The 10,227-nt window shown below is 71.2% G+C and carries 11 protein-coding genes and 1 pseudogene; 7 read left to right on the top strand and 5 right to left on the bottom strand.

Annotated elements, in window-relative coordinates:
* Positions 1 to 37: 37 nt before the first annotated feature.
* Positions 38 to 847, bottom strand: coding sequence for an SGNH/GDSL hydrolase family protein (locus ACWGH4_RS22890; protein ID WP_453463829.1), 810 nt, complete (start codon positions 845 to 847; stop codon positions 38 to 40).
* 491 nt (positions 848 to 1,338) lie between these two features.
* Here ACWGH4_RS22890 and ACWGH4_RS22885 point away from each other — a divergent pair, with 491 nt between their 5' ends.
* From ACWGH4_RS22885 to ACWGH4_RS22870, 4 genes are all read left to right on the top strand, one after another.
* On the top strand, positions 1,339 to 2,172 hold the full coding sequence (locus ACWGH4_RS22885) for a glycosyltransferase family 2 protein (protein WP_453463826.1): 834 nt from the start codon (positions 1,339 to 1,341) through the stop codon (positions 2,170 to 2,172).
* Positions 2,169 to 3,182: a glycosyltransferase family 2 protein gene (locus ACWGH4_RS22880; protein ID WP_453463824.1), complete on the top strand. Its 1,014-nt coding sequence runs from the start codon at positions 2,169 to 2,171 to the stop codon at positions 3,180 to 3,182. The genes ACWGH4_RS22885 and ACWGH4_RS22880 overlap by 4 nt, the downstream gene beginning before the upstream one ends.
* 20 nt (positions 3,183 to 3,202) lie before the next feature.
* Positions 3,203 to 4,000 (top strand): polysaccharide deacetylase family protein, encoded by a 798-nt coding sequence (locus ACWGH4_RS22875; protein ID WP_453463832.1) that lies wholly within the window; start codon positions 3,203 to 3,205, stop codon positions 3,998 to 4,000.
* Between the two features lie 69 nt (positions 4,001 to 4,069).
* The gene (locus tag ACWGH4_RS22870; RefSeq protein ID WP_453463821.1) at positions 4,070 to 5,164 is read left to right on the top strand and encodes a DUF5925 domain-containing protein; all 1,095 of its coding nucleotides are present in this window, start codon (positions 4,070 to 4,072) and stop codon (positions 5,162 to 5,164) included.
* 49 nt (positions 5,165 to 5,213) lie between these two features.
* On the opposite strand, the pseudogene ACWGH4_RS22865 reads toward ACWGH4_RS22870, so the two are convergent.
* The 3 genes and pseudogenes from ACWGH4_RS22865 to ACWGH4_RS22855 all read right to left on the bottom strand — a co-directional run bounded on the left by ACWGH4_RS22865 (position 5,214) and on the right by ACWGH4_RS22855 (position 7,300).
* Positions 5,214 to 5,728, bottom strand: a pseudogene (locus ACWGH4_RS22865) (phenylalanine--tRNA ligase beta subunit-related protein).
* 41 nt (positions 5,729 to 5,769) lie between these two features.
* Positions 5,770 to 6,417, bottom strand: coding sequence for an FMN-binding negative transcriptional regulator (locus tag ACWGH4_RS22860; protein WP_453463818.1), 648 nt, complete (start codon positions 6,415 to 6,417; stop codon positions 5,770 to 5,772).
* Between the two features lie 46 nt (positions 6,418 to 6,463).
* The gene (locus ACWGH4_RS22855; protein ID WP_453463815.1) at positions 6,464 to 7,300 is read right to left on the bottom strand and encodes an EamA family transporter; all 837 of its coding nucleotides are present in this window, start codon (positions 7,298 to 7,300) and stop codon (positions 6,464 to 6,466) included.
* Between the two features lie 121 nt (positions 7,301 to 7,421).
* Here ACWGH4_RS22855 and ACWGH4_RS22850 point away from each other — a divergent pair, with 121 nt between their 5' ends.
* Positions 7,422 to 8,006, top strand: coding sequence for a helix-turn-helix domain-containing protein (locus ACWGH4_RS22850; RefSeq protein ID WP_453463813.1), 585 nt, complete (start codon positions 7,422 to 7,424; stop codon positions 8,004 to 8,006).
* 359 nt (positions 8,007 to 8,365) lie between these two features.
* Here the strand turns inward: ACWGH4_RS22850 and ACWGH4_RS22845 are convergent, their stop codons facing one another.
* Positions 8,366 to 8,746, bottom strand: a complete 381-nt coding sequence (locus tag ACWGH4_RS22845) for a GntR family transcriptional regulator (protein ID WP_453463810.1) — start codon at positions 8,744 to 8,746, stop codon at positions 8,366 to 8,368.
* Positions 8,747 to 8,814: 68 nt separating this feature from the next.
* On the opposite strand from ACWGH4_RS22845, the gene ACWGH4_RS22840 reads away from it, so the two are divergent.
* Together ACWGH4_RS22840 and ACWGH4_RS22835 are read left to right on the top strand one after the other, a co-directional pair.
* Entirely contained in the window at positions 8,815 to 9,735 is a 921-nt protein-coding gene (locus ACWGH4_RS22840) for a GNAT family N-acetyltransferase (protein ID WP_453463807.1), read from the top strand.
* Complete coding sequence (locus tag ACWGH4_RS22835; RefSeq protein WP_453463804.1) at positions 9,716 to 10,204, top strand: DUF402 domain-containing protein; 489 nt, start codon at positions 9,716 to 9,718, stop codon at positions 10,202 to 10,204. Before ACWGH4_RS22840 ends, ACWGH4_RS22835 begins: the two co-directional genes overlap by 20 nt.
* Positions 10,205 to 10,227: the final 23 nt, after the last annotated feature.

Below are 10,227 nucleotides of genomic sequence, written 5' to 3'. Positions count from 1 at the left end.
GCCGTGAACCGGTTGCTGACGGAGGGCCGGAAAGCGGTCAGGCGTTGGAATTGAACGCCGGCAGGTAGCCGCCGGACTGGCCGGCCGCGGTCGGGTGGTACGACTCTCCGATGTTCAGCCAGTTGACGCTGTGCAGCCAGGCGGAACCGGAGCAGATCTCATGGCCGGTGAACGTCCCCACGACGCTTGCGAAGCCGTAGCCGTGGTCGGCCGCGCGCTTGGCGATCGCCGTGTTGAGGTGGTCGGCGGCGCCGTTGATGGCGGACCGCTCGTTCTCGCTGAGGCCGGCGATACAGCTGCCGCCCAGCTTGTAGAAACGGGGATAGCCGAGGACGACGACCCGCGCCGCCGGGGCTTTGGCACTGATCGCCGAGTACACCTGGTCGAGCCTTCCGGGCAGTGTCGAGTCGACGTACGCCTTCGCCTGGGCGATCCGGTTCAGGCAGGTGGACTCGGACTGCAGGACGCACGTGGTCATGACGTCGGCGAAGCCCGCGTCATTGCCGCCGACGGTGATGGAGACGAGATCGGTGGACGAGCTGAGGGGACCGAGCTGACTTGCCGTGACATCACCCGTACGGGCGCCCGAGCAAGCCGTGAAGGCGAACGACGAGGGTGAGTTCGCGTTGGCCCAGAGCTTGGGGAAGGCCCGGGTGCTGCGCTTGCAGTTGCCGCTCGCGCTGTCGTAGCTGCCGGCTCCCACGCCGGAGGAGTAGGAGTCGCCGAGGGCCACGTAGTCCAAGGACTGGGCGGTCGAGTCGGCCTGCGCCTGACCTGCTCCGGTGAGAGCGAGGACGGCACCGAGGAGGAGTGAGGATGAGAATGCCGCGGCTCGGGACAGTTTCATGGAACCTCCCTATAGCAGGATCTCTGCCTCAACTTTCGTACCAGGGGACAGAGTTCACCGGAAGTGTCCATGCCAAAAATGTTACTGACGAGTCAGTGGTGCGGTTGGGACAGTACGGCACCTGGTGGTTGATTCACCGTCAAAAAAGACGAAAACAGGCCTCTCTGACGCGGTCTTGTCATACAGTCCCAATCATCAATACCGTCGTACATCCACCCGCACCGGTCCATCACGCAAGCGGCTCAGGGGAGGGCAACGGCACCGCGATGGACTCCGGGCGGGTGTTACGGCAGGGGGGTGCCGTGCCGGTTCCGCGCTCGCGTTCATGACGGGCCGTGGACCGCTCGGCCAGTGATGCCGGCTCGACCGACCCAGCACGGAGCGGCGCTTCGCCATGGGCCGATGAGCAGAACACCCCCCTTTCGAACCGGACACTCATCCGGACCGCCCTGGGGAGGGCGGTCCACCGGTGGAGAGAGGGAACGAAGGCCATGAGCTCAGTCCTGCACCCGGCGGCCCCGGGGCAAGATCCGGTGAACGAACTCGCCCGCCCGTCGGCCAGATACCGGCCCATCTCGTCGCACCTGGCCATCACCCCGCCCGTGAGCGTGGTGATTCCCGCGATGAACGAGGCGGAGAACCTTCCGTACGTCTTCAAGACGCTGCCCGACTGGATCCACGAAGTGGTGCTCGTCGACGGGAACTCCACCGACGGCACCGTCGGGGTGGCCCGCGACCTGTGGCCCGGGGTCAAGGTCGTCCAGCAGCTCGGCAAAGGCAAGGGCGACGCCCTCATCAGCGGATTCGCCGCCTGCACCGGCGACATCATCGTGATGGTCGACGCCGACGGCTCCGCAGACGGGCAGGAGATCGTCTCCTATGTCTCCGCCCTGGTCTCCGGTGCCGACTTCGCCAAGGGCTCCCGCTTCGCCAACGGCGGCGGCACGGACGACATGACCCGGGTGCGCCGGCTGGGCAACCGGGTCCTGTGCGCGGTCGTCAACGCCAAGTTCGGCGCCCGCTACACCGACCTGTGCTACGGCTACAACGCCTTTTGGAGGCACTGCCTCGACGAGATCGCCCTGGACTGCACCGGCTTCGAGATCGAGACCCTGATGAACATCCGCGTGGTCAAGGCCGGGCTGCGGGTCCAGGAAGTCCCGAGCCACGAGTACCTCCGCATCCACGGCGTCAGCAACCTGCGGGCCGTGCGGGACGGACTGCGGGTCCTGAAGGTGATCCTCCAGGAGAAGGGCGTACGGCGCGCCGCGCGCCGCCGGCCGGCGGCCATCGGCGTCACGACCGTCCGGGGAGAGGTGTCTTGAGCCCCGGTGCCGGGGGCCGCGACTTCTCCGTGGTGATCTGCGCGTACACCGAGGACCGCTGGGAGGACATCCTCGCGGCGGTCGCCTCGGTCGGACGGCAGACGCTGCCGGCCCTCGAGACGCTGCTCGTCGTCGACCACAATCCGGCGCTGCTCGGGCGGCTTCACGACCGGTACGCAGGGCAACGGGAGGTGCGGGTGCTCGCCAACGCGGGCCCCCGTGGCCTGTCCTCCGGCCGCAACACCGGGATCGCCGCGGCCCTCGGCCACTTCGTCGCCTTCCTCGACGACGACGCCGTGGCCGAACGGGACTGGCTGCGGTACTTCGCCGAGGGCTACGACGACGAGCACGTCATGGCCGTCGGCGGGCGCACCCTGCCCGCGTGGGCCTCCGGCCGCAGACCCGTGTGGTTCCCGGAGGAGTTCGACTGGGTCGTCGGCTGCACCTACCGGGGCCTGCCGCCCGGGAAGGTCAGGGTCCGCAACGTCCTCGGCGGCAACGCCTCCTTCCGGCGTGCCGCGTTCGACGCCTGCGGCGGCTTCGCCACCGGCATCGGGCGGGACGGCGACCGGCGGCCTCTGGGATGCGAGGAGACCGAACTGTGCATCAGGCTCACCCGGGCGCTGCCGGACGCGGTGCTGCTGATCGACGACCGCGCGGTCATCCACCACCGGGTCCCCGCCGCGCGTGAGCGGTTCGGCTACTTCGGCAGCCGCAGCTACGCGGAGGGCCTGTCCAAGGCGCTCGTCGCCCGCAGCGTCGGGGCGGGCAAAGGGCTCGAGTCGGAACGCCGTTACACCACCCGGGTCCTGCCGGCCGGCGTCGCCCGAGGGCTGCGTGACGCGGCCCTCGGCCGACGGGGCGGCGCGGGCCGGGCGGGTGCGATCGTCGCGGGAGTCGCGGCGGCCGCGGCCGGGTACGTGGTCGGCGGCGTACGGGCGCGCAGGGGCGCCGCGGCGTTCTCCTCGGGACCGATCGCGAGCACGGCGCCGTCGGAGGCCGCGCGGTGAACGAGCCGGTACCCATCCTGATGTACCACGCCGTCGGGGAGCGGCCCGCTTCCGCGGCCCACGGTCTCTCGGTCGCGCCGAGGGCCTTCGCACAGCAGATGCGGATGCTGGCGGAACGCGGGTTCACCCCCGTCACGACCGCCGAACTCGGCGACGCCTGGCGCTCGGACGGACGCCGGCCGCTGCCCGACCGGCCCGTGCTGATCACGTTCGACGACGGATACGAGGGGGTGCACCGGCACGCCCTCCCCGTCCTCGCCGCACACGGCTTCGCGGCCACCGTGTTCGTGTCCACCGGGTGGCTGCGGGGAGAACACGACGAGGGAGGCGCACCGGACACGATGCTCGACTGGGACCAGGTGCGTGAACTGGCCGCGGCGGGGACGGAGATCGGCGGCCACTCCCACACCCACCCCCAGCTCGACCAGCTCGAAGGGGAACGTCTCGCCCACGAGACGGCCCACTGCCGGGACGTCATCGCCCAGGAGCTGGGAACCGCGCCGGTCTCCTTCGCCTACCCCTACGGCTATTCCGACCGGCGGGTGCGCGGCACCGTCCGCGCCGCGGGATTCTCTCAGTCCCTCGCCGTCGGCAACGCCCTGGCGGCGCGGCGCCAGGGGCCGTACGCGCTGCGGCGGCTGACCGTACGGCGCAGCACCGGGCCGGCGGAGTTCGAACGGCTCGTCGAAGGGCGGGACCTCGTCAGGAACTTCGCGAAGGACCGGGCCCTCACCAAGGGCTACGCCGTCGTGCGCCGGGCCCGCCGGGCCGCCGCGCGCCTGAACGCCTTCACGCCCGCCGCCACGGCGCGCCGCTGAACCGGTCCGTGCCGCCGCACCGGGCAAAACACGGTGCGGCGGCAGGGGCCGTGCCGGATCATGGGCGCCATGTCTGCCAACCCTCAGGACGCGCTGCCGATCCGGCTCAACGTCGATGACAGTGATTCACCCTCTGACGTCATCGACGCGCTGTTCCTCGGTCGCTTCGCGACGGGCGAGCAGCCGTACTCGTTCAGCTCCTCGATCGACCGCGTCAAGCCCGGCGCGACGATGCTGCCGTCCGGGGCGACGGTGCTGCGCTCGGCGCGCGACGACGACCGCAGCGCCACGCTCGCCGAGGGCGACGGCTGGACGCTGCTGGTCTCCCGCTGGAACCGCGGCGCGGACGTCACCGTCACCGCCGTCAGCGCCGACCTCGCAGAGAAGACCCTCAAGGAGGCCACCGACGGCGTGGCCGACGAGCCGGAGCCGCAACCGGAGAACGTGACCATGGGTTTCTGGTACGTCTCGCCGCGGCGGGGCCCGCACCGCACGACACGGCAGATCGCGGCCGGCACATGGGAAGAGGTCCGGGCCAACTACACCGCACCCGTCGCCGACGCGATGGACCGGCTGATGAAGGTCACCCCCGACGACATCGCGGGCCGGCTGCTGCTGCTCCACGGCCCGCCCGGCACGGGCAAGACGTCCGCGCTGCGGACCCTGGCCCGCTCCTGGCGCGACTGGTGCCAGGTCGACTGCGTCCTGGACCCGGAGCGGCTGTTCAACGACGTCGGCTATCTGATGGACATCGCGATCGGCGAGGACGAGGGCACCTCGAAGGGACGCTGGCGGCTGCTCCTGCTGGAGGACTGCGACGAGCTGATCCGCGGCGAGGCACGGCACACGGCGGGCCAGGCCCTGTCCCGCCTGCTCAACCTGACGGACGGTCTGCTCGGCCAGGGCCGCAACGTCCTGGTGGGCGTCACCACCAACGAGGACCTCGAACGTCTCCACCCGGCGGTCGTCCGCCCGGGCCGCTGCCTGGCCCGCATCGAGGTCGGACCGCTGACCCGCGGGGAGTCGGTGGCCTGGCTCGGCACGGAGAAGGGCGTGAACCGGGAGGGCGCCACGCTTGCGGAGCTGTACGCGCTCCGCCGCGGGACGACGCCGGCGTCGGTCCCCTCCCAGACGCCGGGCCCGGACGCGGGACTTTACCTCTGAGGGTGATGCTCTCCGTGGCGACGTCACGCCTCGGCGTCGGCGCGACGCCTCAGGTGGTGCTGGCTCGGGGTTGTGCCGCGCTGATGTAGTGCACGGTGGCCTGCTCGGCGTGCGGCGTGAGCAGGTTCCGCAGTTCCTCCGCGGCGGCCTTGAGGAGGTGGCCGTCGCGGGTTGCGTTGGAGGGTTTCGAGGACGAAGGCGACGTGTGTGGAGCTCTCGGTGACGCGGGTGCGGTGGGGCGTCGCGGTGGTTCCAGTGCCTGGTCAGGACGCCGGTGGCGTCCGTGTAGACGACCTCACCGGGCTTGGGGTTCTCGACGGTGCCGGGTGCGCCGAGGGGGGTGAACGACTCGGTGCCGTCCGCGTGGCGGATGTCGACGTCGCCGGTGACGTGGTCGTCGGCGGGATGCCAGGTGCCGTCGGCAAGCAGCTGCTCGAGTTCTTCCACGGCGGCGGTGGTGCGGGGCCAGGGTTCGTGGCCTTGGAGGCCGGTGGCGGTGACCAGCGCGATGAGGGTGTCGGGGAAGGCGTCGGCGACGGCGGGGGCGATACGGAAGGCGGGCACGGGCGGATTCTCCCTTTCGTGTGCACCTACGGGCTCGATGGTCAGGGCTGCCAGGGGCCGATGCGGCCCAGGCGGCGGCGCTGCTGGCGCGCGGTGGGGGCGTCGAGACCCTGGCCGCGTTCGGTGAGGTGGTCGGCGACGGCGGTGCGGTGCTCGACGGGCTTGTGGTCGTCGTACTTGAACTTGGCCCGTACGTCCGTGACTTCAAGGCGCAGGCCGCGGATCCCCGGCAGCATCCGGCCGTAGGGCGGCTGGTCGACGGCGACGGGTGCGTGGTCGCCGTCGGGCTGGAAGTGGGCGAGCTGGCGGCGGAGCAGCTCGGCCTTGGCCTCGGGGTCGTCGACGATGTGCGCGCGGCAGGTGAACTGGACGGCCGTGTAGTAGCTGGTGGGGACGCCGTCGGTGGGCGGGGTGCCGGTCTTCGCGCGCCAGGGGCCGGGGATGAAGGCGTAGTCGCCGAAGACGGTGAACAGGACACCGGGGTCGTTCTCGATCGCCTTCCAGACCGGGTTGGGCCGGGCGAGGTGGACCAGGAGATGGCCGGTCTCGCTGGTGAAGTGGGTGGGGACGGCGACGGGCGGGTGACCGGGCAGGCCGTTGACGGTGAGCTGTCCGAAGTCGTGGCCTTCGGCGATCCAGGTCTGCCATTCGGCTTCGTCCAGGCCGGCGTCCCAGGGCTGGATGAACATGCTTCTCTCCGTACGTGGTCGGTGCTGTCGGGGGGCTGCGGGCCGATCAGGTCAGGGCGAGGAGGCTGACGGCGACGGCGGCGGCGCCCAGGCCGACGAGCTGCCCGCGGTGGATGCGTTCGGCGAGCACGCTGCGGGCGAGCAGGACGGTGCCGGCCGGGTAGAGGGCGGTGATCACGGCGACGACGGCGAGGTCCCCGCTGCGGGCGGCGAGCAGGAACAGCAGGTTCGCCACCGAGTCCAGCACGCCGGCTGTCGCCGACAGGGCGTAGGCGGGCCGCTCGGAGCCCAGCCTGCGGTACATCAGGCCGGCCGCGGTCAGGGTGACGGCCGAAGCGACCGCCCGGCCGACGATCAACGGCGCCACTCCGCTGTCGGACGGCGCCTGGTGCAGGAAGATCAGCTGAAGGGCGATCGCGGCGCCCGCGCCGAAGGCCAGCAGCAGCGCGGTACGGGAGGGACGTGCCGTCCCGGCGCCGTGTCCCGCGCTGACCAGCACGACCGCCACCAGCGCGAGCGGCAGGCCCACCAGTCCGGCTGTCGCCAGGTGCTCGCCCTGCATCAGGCCCGCACCGACGGGCAGCACGGCGGACACCAGCGCGGTCACGGGCGAGAGCACATTCATCGGGCCGATCGCCAGGGTGCGGTAGAGCAGGGCGAACGCGGCGGCCGAGGCGACGCCGGACGCGGCGCCCCAGGCGAGGGCGCCGGGGCTGAACGAGGCGCCGAGCACCGGCCACAGCAGCAGTTCGACCACAAGGCTGGCCGGTGCCGCGATCATCACGGTGCGCAGCACATGAGCCTTACGGGCTCCGAGACCGCCGAGGAAGTCGGCGCATCCGTAGGCGAGGGAGCTGCCCAGAGCCAGCAGCAGAGCGATCACGGTACGTACATCCCTTACTATTTCAACGGAACGACTGAACCGTACAACGGAACGACCGCCCCATGTCAACCGAATGACCGTGCGGTGCATTGCAATGACCGGACTCGAGGATGGTGATCGGATGGCCGAGACGGCCGCCGCCCTGCGGACGCTCGCGCACAACGTCAGGACGGCCCGCAACCGCGCGGGGCTCTCCCTCGACGAGCTCAGCCGACGCGCCCAGGTCAGCAAAGGTGCGCTGGTGGGCCTGGAGAAGGCTCAGGGAAACCCCAACTTCGGCACCCTGGTACGGCTGGCCGACACACTCGGCGTCTCCGTGTCCGCCCTGATGGAAGGGTCACCCGAAGGACGCGTCCGCGTCGTGACCGCCGACGCTGTCGCGCCGCTGTGGACCGGAGCGCAGGGCAGTGAGGCCCGGCTCATGCTGACGACCTCGGGCCCTGCCCCGGTCGAGGTCTGGCGCTGGCGGCTGGAACCGGGCGAGGAATACCCCAGCCATCCCCACCAGGCCGGAGTCGTGGAAACCGTCAGCGTCACCGCCGGCCGGATGACCCTGGTGGTCGACGGCACCGAGCACACCGTTGAATCCGGCCAGACCGCCACCTTCGACGGCGACGCCCCCCACACCTACCGCGGCTCCGGCACCGAAACCTGCCACCTGATCATGACCGTCCACCTCCCGCCGGGCCCGGGGTCAGGAACCTGAGAGGCACCTCGCCCCGCCCATGAGGCGGGGCCCGGCCACATCCGGGGTGCGCCCGGCCCGGCACCGCGCTCCGCGCGTGTTTCGGGGCTCTGCCCCCGCACCCCGCGCCTCGAACTCCTCCTACGCCCTGGCGTGCGTGAGAGGGTACCCCCAGCGGGGCTGAATTCTCCTCCGCCCTTGGGCTGGACGCCGCGCAGCGGTACTTCCAGCCCGCCCGGCGATTGAGGGCACGGCCGAAGGCCGTACGGGCCCGGGGCTTGCCCTGGTTCGGGTAGTGGGGGTCCCGCCACGGCCGCCAGGCCGTAGGGGACGGTTGGGAACAAGCCTGCCGCAGGCGCACCGCCCGCGGCAGGGCCCCGTCATGCCTCCCCGTCGTACGCCACCCGCAGCGCCGTCTCCACCGCCTCGACCGCCGCCGCCCGGCTCAGGCCGAGACGGCGTGCCTCGACCGCGTACTGCGTCGCGGCCGCCGCCGCCCGCCGCTCCGCCGCGTCACCCGCCGCCGCGACGAACGTGCCGTTGCGGCCGCGCGTCTCGATGACGCCGTCCCCCTCCAGCGCCCGGTACGCCTTCGCCACGGTGTTGGCAGCGAGCCCGAGTTCCTCCGCGAGGCCACGGACGGTCGGCAGCCGGTGGCCGACGGGCAGCACGCCCGAGCGTGCCTGTTCGGAGATCTGCGCGCGCAGTTGCTCGTAGGGCGCGTCCGGCGCGTCGGCGTCGATGGTGATGTTCAAGGTCACCGGCCGATTCTCGCACCGCCCGATAATTCCCGGGCGATCGTGCCCGTCGGCGCGTACCGTGCCTGCCCATGACTGTGATCGTCCGTGATTTCCGCCCTGAGGACGCCGAAGCCGTGACGCGAGTACGCCGCGCGTCGCTGCCGTTCGAGGTGATGACCCCCGAGTCGCTCCTCTTCGACGTCGAGAACGCCAACCCGGCGAAGAAGTACCGGCTGTTGGTCGCCGAGAAGGACGGGGAGCTGATCGGCACCGCCCATGTCGGCATCGCGTACGACGCGGCGGAGCCCGGGCAGGGCTTCGTCACCCCGCACGTCCACCCCGACCACCAGGGCCACGGCGCGGGCGGGCTGCTGCTGCGCGTCGCGGAGGACCATCTCGGGGCGGAGGGGGCGGCGAAGGTGTACGCGTGGGTGCTGAAGGAGCCGCGGAACCTCGCGTTCGCCGAGAAGCGCGGCTACCGGCCGACCCGTTCGGCGCACTTCCAGCGCCTCGATCTGGCGAACGGGCCGCTCCCGGAACTGCCCGCGCCGCCCCCGGGCGTGGAGCTGCGGACCGCCGCCGACTTCGAGGCGGACCCGCGGCCGATGTTCGAGGCGGACGCCGAGGCCACGTCGGACGAGCCGAGCGACATCCCCATCGATTTCGACGATTACGAGGACTGGCTGAGCCACACCTGGAACCAACCGCTGCTCGACCGGCGGCTCAGCTCCGTGGTGATGGTCGACGGCGAGGTCGCCGCGTACACGGCCGCCATGACGGACGGCGGCACCCGCTATCTGTCCGGCATGACGGGCACGATGCGTGCCCACCGCGGCAAGGGGTACGCCAAGCTCGCCAAGACCGACTCGCTGCGCCGGGCCCGTGCGGCGGGCTACACCGACGCGTTCACGAGCAACGACGGCGACAACGGCCCCATGCTCGCGATCAACAAGTGGTTCGGGTACGAGATCTGCGCGTCGGAGGTCCGCCATGTCCGCACCCTCGATTGAGGTACGGCTGATCAAGGCGGGGGTGACGAAGATCCGCTATCCGGCGGACCTGCTCTCCGACGACGGCACACATGTCACGGTCCGCGCCCTGTGGGCGGCTCCCGGGGTGCGTGACTTCGGTTTCGTACGCTTCGAGCCCGGCGATGTGTTCACCGAGCACTACTGGCGGGACCGCTGGTACTCGGTGAATGAGGTCCGCACGGACGACGGCGTGCTCAAGGGCTGGTACTGCGACATCACTCGGCCCGCCGAGCTCGATGAGGCCGGCGGGCTGAGCGTCGAGGACCTGGATCTGGACCTGTGGGTGTCGGCGGACGGCAAGGAGATCCTCCGGCTGGACGAGGACGAGTTCGAGGAGAGCGGTCTCCGCGAACGTGACCCGAAGGCCGCGGCTGAGGCCGTACGTGCCCTGGACGAGCTGGAACAGCGGGCCCGGGCGGGCAGTTTCACGCAGTTGCTGGACCGGTGACACGGTGAGGGGCGGGCCACGAC

The organism is Streptomyces sp. NPDC054847, assembly GCF_053610925.1.
Note: the sequence above shows the minus strand (reverse complement) of the source record. Positions and strands in the feature narration are given on the sequence as shown.

Bases quoted from the DNA above. Each gene is read 5' to 3' on its own strand.
- ACWGH4_RS22890 (WP_453463829.1), bottom strand. From the start codon at position 847: ATGAAACTGTCCCGAGCCGCGGCATTCTCATCCTCACTCCTCCTCGGT.
- ACWGH4_RS22885 (WP_453463826.1), top strand. From the start codon at position 1,339: ATGAGCTCAGTCCTGCACCCGGCGGCCCCGGGGCAAGATCCGGTGAAC.
- ACWGH4_RS22875 (WP_453463832.1), top strand. From the start codon at position 3,203: ATGTACCACGCCGTCGGGGAGCGGCCCGCTTCCGCGGCCCACGGTCTC.
- ACWGH4_RS22870 (WP_453463821.1), top strand. From the start codon at position 4,070: ATGTCTGCCAACCCTCAGGACGCGCTGCCGATCCGGCTCAACGTCGAT.
- ACWGH4_RS22860 (WP_453463818.1), bottom strand. From the start codon at position 6,417: ATGTTCATCCAGCCCTGGGACGCCGGCCTGGACGAAGCCGAATGGCAG.
- ACWGH4_RS22850 (WP_453463813.1), top strand. From the start codon at position 7,422: ATGGCCGAGACGGCCGCCGCCCTGCGGACGCTCGCGCACAACGTCAGG.
- ACWGH4_RS22840 (WP_453463807.1), top strand. From the start codon at position 8,815: ATGACTGTGATCGTCCGTGATTTCCGCCCTGAGGACGCCGAAGCCGTG.
- ACWGH4_RS22835 (WP_453463804.1), top strand. From the start codon at position 9,716: ATGTCCGCACCCTCGATTGAGGTACGGCTGATCAAGGCGGGGGTGACG.